This is a genomic window from Streptomyces sp. NPDC029138 (genome assembly GCF_055564375.1).
This window is the reverse complement of sequence record NZ_JBVHWM010000076.1, coordinates 17229-32305: the sequence shown is the minus strand read 5'-3', so window position 1 is coordinate 32305 and position 15077 is coordinate 17229. Positions and strand designations below refer to the sequence as shown.

The 15077-nt window shown below is 72.2% G+C and carries 12 protein-coding genes; 4 read left to right on the top strand and 8 right to left on the bottom strand.

Annotated elements, in window-relative coordinates; genetic code table 11:
* The first annotated feature begins 166 nt into the window (after nt 1-166).
* Entirely contained in the window at nt 167-2200 is a 2034-nt protein-coding gene (locus ACZ4WH_RS37610) for a thioredoxin domain-containing protein (protein WP_468189446.1), read from the top strand.
* A 117-nt stretch (nt 2201-2317) separates the two neighbouring features.
* Nucleotides 2318-2749: an excalibur calcium-binding domain-containing protein gene (locus ACZ4WH_RS37605; protein WP_468189444.1), complete on the top strand. Its 432-nt coding sequence runs from the start codon at nt 2318-2320 to the stop codon at nt 2747-2749.
* On the opposite strand, the gene ACZ4WH_RS37600 is transcribed toward ACZ4WH_RS37605, so the two are convergent.
* The 4 genes from ACZ4WH_RS37600 to trhA all read right to left on the bottom strand — a co-directional run bounded on the left by ACZ4WH_RS37600 (nt 2746) and on the right by trhA (nt 6522).
* Complete coding sequence (locus tag ACZ4WH_RS37600) at nt 2746-3456, bottom strand: Mut7-C RNAse domain-containing protein (RefSeq protein ID WP_468189442.1); 711 nt, start codon at nt 3454-3456, stop codon at nt 2746-2748. The two genes, ACZ4WH_RS37605 and ACZ4WH_RS37600, sit on opposite strands and share 4 nt — an antisense overlap.
* Nucleotides 3457-3489: 33 nt before the next feature.
* A complete protein-coding gene (locus tag ACZ4WH_RS37595; RefSeq protein WP_468189440.1) occupies nt 3490-4122 on the bottom strand; it encodes a TetR/AcrR family transcriptional regulator in 633 nt (210 codons plus the stop codon).
* A gap of 5 nt (nt 4123-4127) precedes the next feature.
* Nucleotides 4128-5696, bottom strand: coding sequence for a DHA2 family efflux MFS transporter permease subunit (locus ACZ4WH_RS37590; protein WP_468189438.1), 1569 nt, complete (start codon nt 5694-5696; stop codon nt 4128-4130).
* A gap of 112 nt (nt 5697-5808) precedes the next feature.
* A complete protein-coding gene (gene trhA, locus ACZ4WH_RS37585; protein WP_468189436.1) occupies nt 5809-6522 on the bottom strand; it encodes a PAQR family membrane homeostasis protein TrhA in 714 nt (237 codons plus the stop codon).
* A 280-nt stretch (nt 6523-6802) separates the two neighbouring features.
* On the opposite strand from trhA, the gene ACZ4WH_RS37580 reads away from it, so the two are divergent.
* The gene (locus ACZ4WH_RS37580) at nt 6803-8626 is read left to right on the top strand and encodes a phosphoenolpyruvate carboxykinase (GTP) (RefSeq protein WP_468189434.1); all 1824 of its coding nucleotides are present in this window, start codon (nt 6803-6805) and stop codon (nt 8624-8626) included.
* A gap of 216 nt (nt 8627-8842) precedes the next feature.
* Nucleotides 8843-10573, top strand: coding sequence for an Ig-like domain repeat protein (locus ACZ4WH_RS37575; RefSeq protein WP_468189432.1), 1731 nt, complete (start codon nt 8843-8845; stop codon nt 10571-10573).
* On the opposite strand, the gene ACZ4WH_RS37570 is transcribed toward ACZ4WH_RS37575, so the two are convergent.
* The 4 genes from ACZ4WH_RS37570 to ACZ4WH_RS37555 are packed head-to-tail and all read right to left on the bottom strand — an operon-like array spanning nt 10563 to nt 14968.
* The gene (locus tag ACZ4WH_RS37570; protein ID WP_468189430.1) at nt 10563-11189 is read right to left on the bottom strand and encodes a hypothetical protein; all 627 of its coding nucleotides are present in this window, start codon (nt 11187-11189) and stop codon (nt 10563-10565) included. The genes ACZ4WH_RS37575 and ACZ4WH_RS37570 overlap by 11 nt on opposite strands.
* The gene (locus ACZ4WH_RS37565; RefSeq protein WP_468189428.1) at nt 11176-12714 is read right to left on the bottom strand and encodes a vWA domain-containing protein; all 1539 of its coding nucleotides are present in this window, start codon (nt 12712-12714) and stop codon (nt 11176-11178) included. Before ACZ4WH_RS37565 ends, ACZ4WH_RS37570 begins: the two co-directional genes overlap by 14 nt.
* Entirely contained in the window at nt 12711-13874 is a 1164-nt protein-coding gene (locus ACZ4WH_RS37560) for a toxic anion resistance protein (protein WP_468189426.1), read from the bottom strand. Before ACZ4WH_RS37560 ends, ACZ4WH_RS37565 begins: the two co-directional genes overlap by 4 nt.
* Before the next feature lie 17 nt (nt 13875-13891).
* Nucleotides 13892-14968, bottom strand: coding sequence for a substrate-binding domain-containing protein (locus ACZ4WH_RS37555; RefSeq protein WP_468189425.1), 1077 nt, complete (start codon nt 14966-14968; stop codon nt 13892-13894).
* Nucleotides 14969-15077 lie beyond the last annotated feature (109 nt).

Here is a 15077-nt window from a genome sequence, read left to right as displayed (position 1 = left end):
CCTGCGCCTTCCCGGCGACACGCGTGGCCGCTTCTGCCTGACGACCACCGAGGGCCGAACCGTCCGGCTCAGGGTCGTCACCGCGCCGCCCGCCGGTCCGGCGAAACCGGAGGTCGCCGTCTGGGCCTGACGTCCCGCGCGCGGGTTGCTGCGGCAGGATGGGGGTATGCCGAATCGACTGGCCCATGAGACGTCCCCGTACCTCCTCCAGCACGCGGACAACCCCGTCGACTGGTGGCCGTGGTCCGGCGAAGCCTTCGACGAGGCCCGCAGGACCGGCAGGCCCGTCCTGCTGAGCGTCGGATACAGCAGCTGCCACTGGTGCCATGTGATGGCCCACGAGTCCTTCGAGGACCAGGCGACCGCCGACTACCTCAACGAGCACTTCGTCAGCGTCAAGGTCGACCGCGAGGAGCGTCCGGACGTGGACGCCGTCTACATGGAGGCCGTCCAGGCGGCCACCGGGCACGGCGGCTGGCCCATGACCGTCTTCCTCACCCCGGACGCGGAGCCGTTCTACTTCGGCACCTACTTCCCGCCCGCACCCCGGCACGGCATGCCCTCCTTCCGGCAGGTGCTGGAGGGCGTCCAGCAGGCCTGGACCACCCGACGGGACGAGGTCACCGACGTCGCCGGGAAGATCGTCCGCGATCTCGCCCAGCGGGAGATCGTCCGGCAGGCCGCCGAGGCGCCCGGCGAGCAGGAACTGGCGCAGGCCCTGCTCGGGCTCACCCGCGAGTACGACCCGCAGCGCGGCGGATTCGGCGGCGCGCCGAAGTTCCCGCCGTCCATGGTGCTGGAGTTCCTGCTCCGCCATCACGCGCGGACCGGTGCCGAGGGCGCGCTCCAGATGGCCCAGGACACGTGTGAGCGGATGGCCCGGGGCGGTCTCTACGACCAGCTCGGCGGCGGGTTCGCCCGGTACTCCGTGGACCGCGACTGGGTCGTCCCGCACTTCGAGAAGATGCTGTACGACAACGCCCTGCTCTGCCGGGTGTACACCCACCTGTGGCGGGCCACCGGCTCGGATCTCGCCCGGCGGGTAGCCCTGGACACCGCCCAGTTCCTGCTCCGCGAACTGCGCACCGGCGAGGGCGGATTCGCCTCCGCCCTCGACGCCGACAGCGACGACGGCAGCGGGCGGCACGTCGAAGGGGCGTACTACGTCTGGCGGCCCGCGCAGCTGCGTGAGGCTCTCGGCGACGACGCCGACCTCGCCGCCCAGTACTTCGGCGTGACCGACGAGGGCACCTTCGAGCACGGCCAGTCCGTCCTGCAACTCCCGCAGACGGAAGGCGTGTTCGACGCCGAGAAGATCGCCTCGGTCAAGGAACGGCTCCTCGCCGCCCGCGCGCGGCGCCCCGCGCCCGGCCGGGACGACAAGGTCGTCGCCGCCTGGAACGGGCTCGCCATCGCCGCGCTCGCCGAGACCGGCGCCTGCTTCGACCGGCCGGACCTCACCGAGGCCGCCGTCGCCGCCGCCGACCTCCTGGTCCGCGTCCACCTGGACGAGCACGGCCGGCTCGCCCGCACCAGCAAGGACGGCCGGGTCGGCGCCAACGCGGGCGTGCTGGAGGACTACGCCGACGTCGCCGAGGGCTTCCTCGCGCTCGCCTCCGTGACCGGCGAGGGCGTCTGGCTCGACTTCGCCGGACTGCTGCTCGACCACGTCCTCGCCCGCTTCACCGACCCGGAGACCGGCGCCCTCTTCGACACCGCCTCCGACGCCGAGCAGCTCATCCGCCGGCCCCAGGACCCCACCGACAACGCCGCGCCCTCCGGCTGGACCGCCGCCGCCGGCGCGCTGCTGAGCTACGCCGCCCACACCGGCTCCGAGCCGCACCGGGCCGCCGCCGAGCGGGCGCTGGGGGTCGTGAAGACCCTCGGGCCGCGCGTGCCCCGGTTCATCGGCTGGGGGCTGGCCGCCGCCGAGGCGCTGCTCGACGGGCCGCGCGAGGTGGCGGTCGTCGGACCGGCCCCGGACGACGAGCGGACGGCGGCCCTGCACCGTACGGCCCTGTTGAGTACCGCCCCGGGTGCGGTCGTCGCCTGCGGCACCCCGGACAGCGACGAGTTCCCGCTGCTCGCCGGCCGCACCCTCATCGACGGCGCGCCGACCGCGTACGTCTGCCGCGGCTTCGTCTGCGACCTGCCGGTGACGGACCCGGACGCCCTGCGGACGAAGCTGACGGCTTCCTGAGCGGCTCGGCCTGACTCCACCGGGTCCGGCGGGGCGTGGCGAAGCCGTCGGTACGGCTGACGTCCGGCCGTAGTCCAGCGGGTCCGGGACCGGGTTCACCGGGTCGGGTGGGGCGCGGTGCGGCCGTTGGTACGGCCGTCGGCCCAGCGGGTCCGGGACCGGGTCCGGTACCGGCTCCAGCGACCCCGGTCCGCCCGGCGCGGCCACGGGGGCCACCAGGTCGAGGGCGAGGTCGCCGCGGCCCGCGTGCGGTCCCTCGCCGACGAACTGAAGGCGACGGAGCCCAGCGCGGAGACGTCGGCACAGGAGTCGGCGCACCAGCACCACGGCGTGCGGATGGCCGAGGGCTACGACGGCTGCGACCACGCCTACGGCCGCATCGACCAGTGCGTGCCCTGGACCTTCCCGAAGATGCCCCGGACCGACCGCTGCACCTGGCTCGTCCACAGGGGCTACGGCCGTCTCGAGGTACACGGCCGCGACCGCCACCACCTGGACCGTGACAAGGACGGCATCGCCTGCGGCAAGGGGGATCTGAGGAAGCGTTAGCGCACCTTCAGGGCGCGCGCCACGATGGCTTCCAGCTGGTCGTGGTGTGCGCCCTTCCAGTACGCGCGGCCGCAGGTCGTGCACTGGGCGAAGACGTCGTAGGAGCGTTGGGTGCCGTGCTTGAGCTGGGCGGCGACCTCGTCCTTGGTGGCCTGTTTCAGCAGGCCGTTGCAGGCGGTGCAGCGGGTCCAGGGGCGGAGGTCGGGGGCGAAGCGGTCGAGGACGTCGTGGAGCTGGTCGTCGGGGCGGGTGCTGTAGACGAACGCGCCGGCCCACAGTTCCCGGCGGCGCAGCAGGCCCCGGTCGCGGCTGAGCATGACCCGTTTCTCGGCCGCCGAGCGGGCGGCGAGCGCCGGGTCGCCGATGTCCGTCGACTCGTACGCCGTGTCCACGCCGAGCAGCCGCAGCCGACGGGCCAGCGTGCCGAGATGGACGTCGAGGAGGAAGCGGAGGGGCGCGCCGGGCACCCGCTGGGGGCGTTCCACCGGCCGGACGACCAGCCGCTCGGCCGGCTTCGGGACGTGTGAGGGCGGCACCTCGCGGCCGTCCACGACCAGCGCGCCGACCTCGGTGAGCGGTACCCCCAGGGACTCGACGACATGGCCGAGGGACGAGACGCCGTCGGTGACGACCGTCCGGCGCGGCTTCCGCTGGACGAACAGGGCCAGCTCGGGGGCGAACTCGACGTGGATCTCCGGACCGTTCACCCGGTCAGGATGTCACGGGAGCGGGCCGTCGCCTCAGGGTTTTCCGGCGGGCAGGCCGTGCTCCAGGACGTCCAGGGCCCGGTCCAGCAGGTCGCGGAGGTCGTCCTGGAACCCGTTCTCCGCCCAGGTCATGTTGGCCTCCATCAGGCCGCCGACGAGGGCCATCGCGTAGACGCGCACTTCGAGGCTGTCCGCGGCGAGCCCGGAGCGTTCGGCGAGGGCCGCGCGGAGCAGGAGTCCGGTCTCCGACATGCTCTCGACCATCCGGGAACGGACGGCGGGGACCTGGACCGCGAGGTGTGCCCGCACCCGCACCACCTCGGGGTCCTCCGCCATCATCGCGTCGGTGGCCTTGCGCATCACGTGCCGCACCGAGTCCATCCAGGACTCTCCCGCCGGCCGGGCGCGCAACTCCTCCAGCATCAGCGGGTCGTACTCGTCCGTGAGGACGATGTCCTCCTTGGTCGGGAAGTACCGGAAGACGGTCGACGGCGACACCTCGGCCCGGTCGGCGATCTGGTCGATCGTCGTGGCGTCGTAGCCCTGCTCCTCGATCAGCGCGTAGGTCGCGGCGCGGATCGCCTCCCGGGTCTTGATCTTCTTGCGTTCACGCAGGCCCAGCCGGGGCCGGTCGGCGGGGGAGAGCGGGGAGCGTGCGGGCGTCATGCCGGTCATTGTCCGGCATCGGCCGTGGTGGGGGCCACGGCCGGGGGCTCCTCCCGTGCCGTGCGCCGGGCGGCCGGTGCGTTCGGCAGCAGCAGCGCCGCGAGCAGGGCGGCCATCAGGGCGGCGACCGCGGACACCAGCAGCACCAGGGTCATGCCGTGCACGTAGGAGGCGTCCGCCGAGGCCGCGAGCCGCGCCGAGCCGGTCTTCGCGGCGACCAGGTGGGCGGCCACCACGGACTCCCCGGCGGTGTGCGCGGCACCGGAGGGCAGCCCGGTCACGTCGAGCCGGTCCCGGAACGCGCCGGCGAGAAGGCTGCCGAGCAGCGCGATGCCGATGGCGCCGCCGACCTGCCGGAGGGTCATCAGCAGCCCGGAGCCGCTGCCGGCCCGGTCGGCGGGCAGGGTGCCGAGGGCGCCGTCCATCGCCGGGACCACCGAGAAGCCGAAGCCGAGGCCCGTGATCGACAGCCACAGCGCGGTGAAGCCGTAGCCCGAGTCCACCGTCGTACGGCTGCCCAGCAGGGCGGCGAAGGCGAGCACCACCAGGCCCGCGCTGACCACGGCCCGGGCGCCGAACCGGGCGACGACCGGCTGGGCGCCCCGCGCGGCGATCAGCAGCCCGCCCATCATCGGCAGCAGCCTCAGGCCGGTGCCGAGGGCGTCGTGGCCGAGGACGGCCTGGAGGTACGGCGGCAGCACGAACATCAGGCCGGACAGCACGAACATCACCAGGGTCGCCGCGACGGTGTTGAGCAGGAAGCCCCGCCGGCCGAGCAGGGTCATGTCGAGCATGGGGCGCGCCGCCCGGCGTTCGCGCAGCACCAGGGCGGTCAGGAGCACGACGGACGCGGCGAGCGTCACCAGCACCAGCGCATCGCCCCAGCCACGCTCGGGGGCCTCGATGATCGCGTAGATGAGGGCGCCGAGGCCGGTCGCGGTCAGCGCGGTGGACAGGACGTCGACCCTGGGGGAGGCGGGGTCGCGGGTCTCGGGCAGCAGGAACACGCAGGCGGCGATGGAGAGGGCCGCCATCGGCAGGTTGATCAGGAAGACCGATCCCCACCAGAAGTGGTTCAGCAGCCAGCCGCCGATGATCGGGCCGAGCGGCATGCCGAGCGCGGAGGCGGCGGAGATCAGGCCGACGGCCTTGGTGCGCTCGTCGGGCCCGAACAGCGAGGGCAGGACGGACAGCGCGAGCGGCATGATCAGCGCGGCGCCGACGCCCATGACCGCGCGGGCGGCGATCACGGCGTTCACGTCGCCGGCCAGCGAGCCGAGGAGCGAGCCCGCCAGGAAGACGCCGAGCCCGGCGACGAGCATCCGGCGGCGCCCGAACCGGTCGCCCAGCAGTCCGGCGGGGAGCATCAGCGCCGCGAAGACGACGACGTACGCGTCCGCCATCCACTGCTGCTGACCGGTGGTGGCCCCCAACTGCTCCGCCATGGTCGGCAGGGCCACGTTGAGGATCGTCGTGTCGAACCCGAGCACCAGCATGCTCGCGACCAGGGCGCCGAGGGCCCACCAGCGGCGGGGGTCGGGCCCGGTCCCCTGAGAGTGAGTGAGAGTAGCCATGAAATGAGAGTAACTCTCAAATTCCTCTCACTGTCAATGCCGAGCCGGTGGCGGGCATACGAAAACGGCCACGGCTCAGGTGAGCCGTGGCCGGAAGGGCGAGGTGGGAGGGTTACGCGTGCTGGTACGCCACCAGCGAGATCCCGACGTAGTGGACGACGAACGCGGCGAGGGTGAACGAGTGGAAGACCTCGTGGAAGCCGAACCAGCGCGGTGACGGGTTCGGGCGCTTGATGCCGTAGATCACGCCGCCGGCGCTGTAGAGCAGCCCGCCGACGACCACCAGGACCAGGACCGCGACGCCGCCCTCACGCAGGAAGTCGGGAAGGAAGAAGACGGCCGCCCAGCCCATCGCGATGTAGCAGGGCGTGTAGAGCCAGCGCGGGGCGCCGACCCAGAAGACGCGGAAGACTATGCCGGCCCCCGCGGCGGCCCAGATGCCCCACAGCAGCCACTGGCCCTTGGCGCCGGGCAGGAGCAGCAGGGTCAGCGGGGTGTAGGTGCCCGCGATGATCAGGAAGATGTTGGCGTGATCGAGGCGGCGCAGCACGCCGTCCATGCGCGGGCTCCAGTTGCCCCGGTGGTAGAGCGCGCTGACGCCGAAGAGCAGGCAGGCCGTCAGGACGTAGATGCCGCAGGCGATGCGGCCTCTGGTCGAGTCGGCGAGGGCGGTGAGCACGAGGCCCGCGATGAGTACGGCCGGAAACATGCCGAGGTGCAGCCAGCCGCGGAGCCTGGGCTTGACCGGATGCGGCAGGGAGAGCGCCACGGGGCCACGGCCGGCGGCCGGCGTGTCCGTGGGCGCGTCGGAGGCGGACGCAGTCATGGGCCGCATGGTACCGACGCTGCCGTAAGTCGATCGTCAATGCACGTTCAATCAAGTCATCCGGCAAAAAGTCCTTCAGCTGAACCCAACGTGGACGCAAAGAGTCGTGGTAACCGTGGGATTCCTCACGCCGCTCACTTGTGATGCCCTCTGGACAGATGGGCACTAGACTCGGATGATCAAATGAGTGCGGTCGGCACCGGATGAGCGGGCTACGAAGCATCCGGGCCGCGGCCCCCACGGGGCGAGAACACAAAAAATCCCTCACTTAGGAGCAATCGTGGCGCGCGACATCGCGGCTCCCACCGTCGTCCCCACCAACCATCAGGAACTGATCTCGTGGGTCAACGAGATCGCCGAACTGACGCAGCCGGACAGCGTGGTCTGGTGTGACGGCTCCGAGGCCGAGTACGAGCGACTGTGCGAGGAACTGGTCGCCAAGGGAACGTTCAGGAAACTCGACCCGGTCAAGCGCCCCCACTCCTACTACGCCGCCTCCGACCCGTCCGACGTCGCGCGCGTCGAGGACCGGACCTTCATCTGCTCGGAGAAGGAGGAGGACGCGGGCCCGACCAACCACTGGAAGGACCCCGCCGAGATGCGGGAGATCTTCACCGGCGACCAGGGCCTGTTCCGGGGCTCGATGCGGGGCCGCACGATGTACGTCGTGCCCTTCTGCATGGGCCCGCTGGGCTCCCCGCTGTCCGCGCTGGGCGTGGAGATCACCGACTCCGCCTACGTCGCCGTCTCCATGCGCACGATGACGCGCATGGGCCAGGCCGTCCTGGACGAGCTGGGCGACGAGGGCTTCTTCGTCAAGGCCGTCCACACGCTCGGCGCCCCGCTGGAGCCCGGCCAGGAGGACGTCCCCTGGCCCTGCAACAAGACCAAGTACATCTCGCACTTCCCCGAGTCGCGCGAGATCTGGTCGTACGGCTCCGGCTACGGCGGCAACGCCCTGCTCGGCAAGAAGTGCTACGCCCTGCGCATCGCCTCCGTCATGGCGCGCGACGAGGGCTGGCTGGCCGAGCACATGCTGATCCTGAAGCTCACCCCGCCGCAGGGCGAGTCCAAGTACGTCGCCGCCGCCTTCCCCTCCGCCTGCGGCAAGACCAACCTCGCCATGCTGGAGCCCACCGTCTCCGGCTGGACGGTGGAGACGATCGGCGACGACATCGCCTGGATGCGGTTCGGCGAGGACGGCCGGCTGTACGCGATCAACCCCGAGGCCGGCTTCTTCGGCGTCGCGCCCGGCACCGGCGAGCACACCAACGCCAACGCCATGAAGACCCTGTGGGGCAACGCGGTCTTCACCAACGTCGCGCTCACCGACGACGGCGACGTGTGGTGGGAGGGCATGACCGAGGAGCCCCCGGCCCACCTGACCGACTGGAAGGGCAACGACTGGACGCCGGAGTCGGGGACCCCGGCCGCCCACCCCAACGCCCGCTTCACCGTGCCGGCCTCGCAGTGCCCGATCATCGCGCCCGAGTGGGAGGACCCGAAGGGCGTGCCGATCTCGGCGATCCTCTTCGGTGGCCGCCGCGCCACGGCGGTGCCGCTGGTGACGGAGTCCTTCGACTGGAACCACGGCGTCTTCCTCGGCGCCAACGTGGCCTCCGAGAAGACCGCCGCCGCCGAGGGCAAGGTCGGCGAGCTGCGCCGCGACCCGTTCGCGATGCTGCCGTTCTGCGGCTACAACATGGGCGACTACATGGCCCACTGGGTCGACGTGGCCAAGGACAAGGACCAGTCCAAGCTGCCGAAGATCTACTACGTCAACTGGTTCCGGAAGAACGACGAGGGCACGTTCGTCTGGCCCGGCTTCGGCGAGAACTCCCGGGTCCTGAAGTGGATCGTGGAGCGGCTGGAGGGCAAGGCCGAGGGCGTCGAGACCCCGATCGGCATCCTGCCGGCGAAGGGCGCCCTGGACACCGACGGCCTCGAACTGTCCGCCTCCGAACTGGACTTCCTGCTCTCGGTCGACAAGGAGGTCTGGCGCGAGGAGGCCGCGCTGATACCGGAGCACCTCGACACCTTCGGCGACCACACCCCGAAGGAGCTGTGGGACCAGTACCGGGCGCTGGTGGAGCGCCTGGGCTGAACAGCCCACCGATGACTCCGCGGCCGGTCGCCGTGCCCTGACCAGCGATCGTCACGACCGGCCGCGGTGAACAACCCACCGGGCCCCGCACAACGGCGTGCGGGGCCCGGTCGCGCGCGCCCCCTTGCCCACGCAATCTTCACACCTGTTTCATGCTCCTTACAGGCGTCTCACCGACACCGGTGAGGTGCTCGATTCAGCCTGTGGGGGGCACAGTTGAATACAGCACACCGATCCAGACGGCTCGCGGCCACGCTGCTCACCGCCGTACTCGCCGGGACCGGACTGACCGTCGCCGCCGCGCCCGCGGCCCACGCGGCGGCCTCCGACGCCGTGGCCAAGCTGCCGATCGCGTCGTACTCCGGCCTGGCCGTCGACTCCGTGCACCAGCGCGTCTACATCGCCGACCAGCGCGACGGCCAGGCCGCCGGCACGGTGCTGGTCCACGACTTCCAGGGGCAGAAGGTCACGTCGCTCCAGCACGACGGCCCCGTCTCCGGCGTGGCGCTCAGCGAGGACTCCGCGACGCTGTACGTGGGCGAGAACGGACGCGTCGTCACGTACGACACCGCCACGCTCCAGCGGAGCGGCGCGCACAGCGCCGCCTACGACACCTGCGGACGCCAACTCGCCTACGCGGGCGGCACGGTGTGGAGCACCGACGCCTACGTCTTCCAGAGCTACCAGTGCGCCACGGCCACCACGTCCCTGGACACGCTCACGAACGGCACGGTCTCCCGGACCGGCTGGAACGACGTCGGCCGGCTCCAGCTGGCCCCGGGGGCCCGCGCGCAGAACCGTCTCCTCATGGGCCAGCCCAAGGAGAGCGGCGCCGCGAACCCCTTCCTCGCCTCGTTCGACGTCAGCGGCGCCGCCCCGGTGCGGGACGCCTCCCGCCGGTTCGCCGACGGCGACGGCAAGGGAGCCCTCGACCTGAAGGACATGGCGGCGAGCGCGGACGGCACCAATGTCGCCGTGGCCGACGCCACCGCCGGCACCCGGCTGCTGAACGCCGGCGACCTGTCGGACGCGCCCGACCAGTACCAGGCCCTGCCCGCCGGCGCGACGTCCACCGCGGTCGCCTTCAGCGGCGACGGGAAGTACATCGCCCGGGGCGCCCAGGCCGGCGGCAGCACGCCCGACCTGCTGGTGCAGAGCGCCGACCCGGCCGACGGCACACCGCCGCTGGAGTTCGCCTTCGAGGGCAGCCTCGACGGCAACGGCGTCACCCCGCGAGGTCTCGCCTGGTCCCAGGACGGCTCCCGGCTCTTCGCCGTCACCCGGGGCGGCACCGGCCAGGAGTTCTGGCTGCACGTCATCCAGCCCCCGGCCGTCCAGTACGACACCCGCTTCACCGGCGACCTCACCCACAGCCCCGCCGGGGCCGTCGCGGGTGAGCCGCTGTCGGTGCGTGGCCGGCTGGAGTGGGACGGGCCCGCGCCCGCCGAGCCGCTGAAGGTGACCGCCGTACGCGCGGACGCGACCGGTACGCACCAGCTGGGCACCGCCACCGTCAAGGACGACGGCACCTTCACCGTGCTGGACGAGCCCGACCTGGTCGGCGACGCCACCTACACCGTGTCCTTCCTCGGCGACCTGACCCACCGCCCCGCCACCGACGTCACCCACACGGTGACGGTCGGCAAGGCGCCCAGCTCGCTCACGCTGACCGGCCCGGACGAGGCCACGATGAGCGGGGGCGTCCACCTCACCGGCACGTTCACCGCGCAGGGCAAGGCGCTGCCCGAGCGGGCCACGCTCACCGTGCGGCGCACGGACCGGCTCGGCACCGGCACCCTGTCGTCGGTGACCGTCGCCGCCGACGGCACCTTCACCGTCGACGACCTGCCGCGCACGCGGCGCGAGGTGACGTACACCGTCAGCTGGCCGGGCGACGACCTGCACACCGGCGCGACGGCGTCGGCCACGGTGTACGTCAGGCGCTGAGTTCGCCGTCCCCCGTCCCACCCCGGTCCTCCAGGTACCGGGTGTGGGACTCCTGGCGGCGGGCCTCGGCCTCGCCCAGCTCCGCCGCCAGCCGCTCGGCCTCCTGCCGCAGCAGATCGAGCTGCCGCTCCAGATGGCGTTCCGGCGGCTCGGTCCCCGGTGTCAGACGCGTCCACCAGCGGGTGCGGACGAAGGCGTCCACGGCCTCCGGGATGTCCCGCCGGACCGCCCGGGAGACGGTGTGCACGCCCTCCGGGTCCTGGGCGAGCGCCTCGGCGACCCAGCCCGGTTCGAGCAGCGCGGCCAGCAGCTCGGTCAGCCCGCTGAGCCGGGCGGCGGCCGTGGGCGGCAGGTCGACACCCGCGAGATAGTCACCGAGTCGCCCGAAGTCGGCGCGGATCTCCTCCAGCTGGGCCGACGGGCTCGGGAAGTCGGGCAGGGCGGGCCGCTCCGGCGGGGCGATGAGCGCGCCCGCGCCGTACAGCCCGGCGACCACGACCGGCCAGTACGGTCCCGCGACCCCGGCGAAGGTCAGCGCCAGGCCGAGCAGCCCGCAGGCGCTGCCGGTGAGGTTCTTGCGGGATTCCAGGTAGCCGAGGACCTCACTGGTAGCCACGGATCTCCTCGAAGGCGCCGTCCAGCGAGCCCTGCCGGGCGTCGAAGAGCCGGCCGCCGGTCAGGTCGGCGATGTGCTGGAGTTCGGTGCGGGAGGAGTCGCCGAACAGGATCGGGAAGACGGGGATGTCCCGCCGGTCGCGGTCGAGGGCGCGGTAGAAGCCGTCGAAGTCGCCGGCCTCGGCGCCCGCGGTGTTCTCGCCGTCGGTCATCAGCACGATCGAGGTGAACGTGTCCCGGTCGGTGCCGAGATGGCCGTACGCCTGCTCCAGCGACGTGTAGATCGCGGTGCCGCCGTCGGCGTCGAGCGCGTCGGTGTCCCGGCGGATCGCGGCGAGCCCGGCCTTCGGGTCCTTCGGATCGACGACGTGGGTGCGCACGCTCTTCACGTCCGAGCCGAACGGCATCAGCGTCACCTCCTCCCGGTCCCGGAAGTCGCCGGTGAGCCCGGCCAGCGCCTTCTTCAGCGCGGCGAGCCGGTCGCCCTCCATGGAGCCGGAGGTGTCCAGGACGTACACCGTGCGGGAGGGGCGGCGCAGTTCGTTCTCGTACGAGTCCAGCAGCCCGTCGGCGACCGAGCGGGTGCCGGGGAAGGGCAGTTCCCGGCGCCGGCTGGTGTCGAGGCCGGCGGCGGGCCGTACCGAGGGGACGACCGGGCGGCGGTGGGTGGTCTCGGTGATCAGCTTCTGCACGGCGTCGGTGCGCAGGTCGGCGGTCACCTTGCGGACGTCCTCGCGGGTGCGGGCGTCGGTGGACGCGAGCGAGGAGAACGGGTAGTCGGCGGTGACGACGCCGTCGCGGGGGCGGATCACGGTGAGGCCCGGGATGCCCTTGAGGACGGACTCGTAGTTGAGCAGGGCGTCGACGGTGCCGCGCCGCCGGTAGGCGCTGGCCAGCCAGCCCGACGAGCCCGAGGTCAGCTTCTGCCCCTGGAAGAACTCCTTCAGCCGGGGCGTCGCCTTCGTCACGTCGGCGTCGGTGAGCGCTGACTGGGCGCCGGAGAGGGCGGAGGCGACCGAGACCAGCGTGGCGAAGCCGGAGTTGGAGCGGGCCGGGTCGGTCATGCCGTAGGTCAGCTTCCCGTCCTGGACGGCCTGTTCGACCTGGGACCAGGTGACGTTCTCCGGTTTCCAGCCGAGCGCCCGCACGGTGGCCGGCCTGACGCCGACGGCGACCGGGCTGGACATGACCGGCGTCTCGGACACCACCTTCTTCGCCGCGTCGGGCCGCAGCCGCAGATAGTCGTCCGAGGACAGCCACAGCGCGTCGTACGCCCCGTCCGCCTTCCCCCGGGCCAGCAGGTCGACGGCGTCCAGGGTGCCCATGTAGGTGGGCCGGACGGTGATGCCGGTGTCCTCGCGGACGCGGTCGAAGACGGCGGTCATGTCGCTGAGTTCGCTGGAGGCGAGGACCCGGAGGGTGCCGGGCTTCGGCGCGTTCGAGTCGTCCTCCGGGTCCTGCGAGGTGCACGCGCTCAGCAGACCGGCGGTGACGGCGACCACGGCGAGCAGGGATCGTCCTCTCATCCGAGGCCCCCCTCCAGCGCGCCCTGGGCGCGGCTGCGCTCCAGGTGGGCGGAGGCGCTGTGCAGTTCGTCCGTGAGCGACTGGACGGTGCTCGCCATGACCTCGGTCGCCTGGACCTTGTAGCTGTCGATGGCGTCGAGGGTGCGGTAGATCTGCTGGAACGCGGCCCGCAGGGTCTCCGCGCCGACCGCCGGGTCGGCGGCGATGCGCTGGATCTCGCCGCTCTGCGTGGCCAGCATCTCGGCGTTGCCCCGGATGAGGTCCTCGGTGGTCCCGCGCAACGCGTTGACCTGCTCGACGACCTTCTTCTGGCTGTCCAGGGCGGAGGCCAGCATCACGGAGATGCGCAGCGCCGAGACGGTGGTCGTGGCGGCCCGGTCGACGCCCTTGATCAGCTCCTCGTTGTTGCGGCGTACGACGTCCATGGCGAGGTAGCCCTGCGCGCACACCGCCAGCTGGGTGAGCAGGTCCTGGTGCTTCTGCCGGACCGGGAAGAGCACGTCGGCACGGAGGGCGTCGGCCTCCTGCGGGTCGCCGACCCCGGCGATGTGCTCCTCGACGGCGGTGTCCAGGGCCTGGGTGAGGACGACGTACTCCTGGAGCTTGCCCATCGTCTCCCACAGCCGGACCCGCTCGGTCTGCAACGCGGCGTTGTCCCGGCGCAGTTCGTCCTGCCCGCCGCGCAGCGCGCCCACGATCCGGTTCAGGTTGCCCTGCGCGGAGGCGTACTTGGCGAGGTGGTCGCGCAGCTTGTTGCCGCCGGGCAGCCGGGACAGGAACCTGCGGCCCTTGTTCGCGGGCAGGTCCCGCGGGTCCAGGTCCTCCACCACCCGGCGGAGTTCCACGAGCGAGCCGGCGACCTTGCCCTGGGCGTCCCCGCCCTTGTCGGGCAGGCCGCGCACGGCCCGCTCCAGCATGCGGTTGGACTGGACGGAGGCGGTGCGCATCTCACCGGCGCCGAGCGCGGTGATCTCGCCGACCTTGCCCGCGAACTCGGGCGAGCGGGCGTCGAGCGCGGCGAGCTGGTCGACGAAGGCGGCGGCCTTGCGGGCCATGTCGGTACGCACCCCGTCCTCGACGGGCACCAGACCGCCGGCCTTCTCCTTGGGCACGGGCGGCACGGGATCGGGCGGGGTGAGCTGGAAGTCGCTGTCGGTCATGCGGTGGGTCCCCCGTGTCATCCGCGGGCCCGGCGGGCCATCTCGTGCAGCACCGCGGAGGTGGGCACGGGCGCCTGCCGGACGCCGGTGAGCTTCTGGTTGAGGTAGGCGGCGCGGTCGGCGGTGGCCGCGACGAACTCGGCGGCGTCGCCCTGCGGCCGGAATCCGTGCCGGACGGCGAGCTTGCGCAGGGCCGGGTCGGTGCTCAGCAACTCCCCGAGCGCCCGGCCGTCCGCGTTCAGCGGTACGACGGTGTGGTCGCTGTTGACGGTGGTGTCCGGGTACAGCACCACCAGGTCGTCCACGCCGTGCTGTTCCGCGAGGAGCGCCGCGACCTGCGACTCGTACACCAGCACCAGCGGGTTGCCCGCGCCGCTGACGAAGTCCCGGAACACCGCGTCCGTGCTGGACTGCTGGGCGCCCTGCACGCTGACGAGCTTGTGCAGCAGGGGTGCGGTGCGGTCGAGGTCCGCCTTGCCGGCCACCACCTTGCCGCCGTTGGCCACGTAGGAGGCGGCGGCGAGGTAGAGGGCGCCGGAGTTGGAGGACTCGGGGTCGGTGCTGGCGATGTAGAGGGTGCCCGTCAGCTCGCCGTGCGCCTTGGCGCCCTTGAGCTGCTGCCAGGTGCGGTCGTGCCGGGCGGCGTCCACATAGGCGCCCGTCTTCAGCGTGCCGCGGTTCTTTCCGTCGAGCACCGCCAGCCCGTTGGCCGCGAGCACGTCGGCCGCGCCGCGGTGGGCCACGACGACGAGCGGCGAGTAGAACGGCCGGGGCAGCGGCTCCTGGACGTGGTACTTCTCGGCCAGCTGGTCGGCGGGTGCCTGGCTGGACGGGAAGGCGAAGTCGTACCCCTTGAGGTCCAACCCCTCCATGGCCCAGGACCCGGAGGCCTCGGTCCTGACGGTGTAGCCCTTGGCGGCGAGGGCCTTCACCACGTCGGGATCGGCGAAGAAGTCGGCCTTCTCCGATCCGATCACGCCACGCACGGTCTTCGTTGCCGTGCCCTTGTCCTCTCCGTGCCGGCCCGCGACGACGGCGGCCACCACGCCACCGATCAGCAGAACAGCGAGGACGATTCCCGCGATACGTCTCACGCCGGGGAGCGTGCTCCCGGAACCCCAAGTTCCGCACGCTTCGAGATGAACGGGGAGTGACAGCCCGTTCCCGGTATGCAACCGGAGGGCATCCCTCCGGGAAGCGGAA

What these genes read in the sequence shown, in the direction of transcription:
- ACZ4WH_RS37610 (WP_468189446.1), top strand. Translation starts at nt 167, where the DNA reads ATGCCGAATCGACTGGCCCATGAGACGTCCCCGTACCTCCTCCAGCAC.
- ACZ4WH_RS37595 (WP_468189440.1), bottom strand. Translation starts at nt 4,122, where the DNA reads ATGACGCCCGCACGCTCCCCGCTCTCCCCCGCCGACCGGCCCCGGCTG.
- ACZ4WH_RS37590 (WP_468189438.1), bottom strand. Translation starts at nt 5,696, where the DNA reads ATGGCTACTCTCACTCACTCTCAGGGGACCGGGCCCGACCCCCGCCGC.
- trhA (WP_468189436.1), bottom strand. Translation starts at nt 6,522, where the DNA reads ATGACTGCGTCCGCCTCCGACGCGCCCACGGACACGCCGGCCGCCGGC.
- ACZ4WH_RS37565 (WP_468189428.1), bottom strand. Translation starts at nt 12,714, where the DNA reads ATGAGAGGACGATCCCTGCTCGCCGTGGTCGCCGTCACCGCCGGTCTG.
- ACZ4WH_RS37560 (WP_468189426.1), bottom strand. Translation starts at nt 13,874, where the DNA reads ATGACCGACAGCGACTTCCAGCTCACCCCGCCCGATCCCGTGCCGCCC.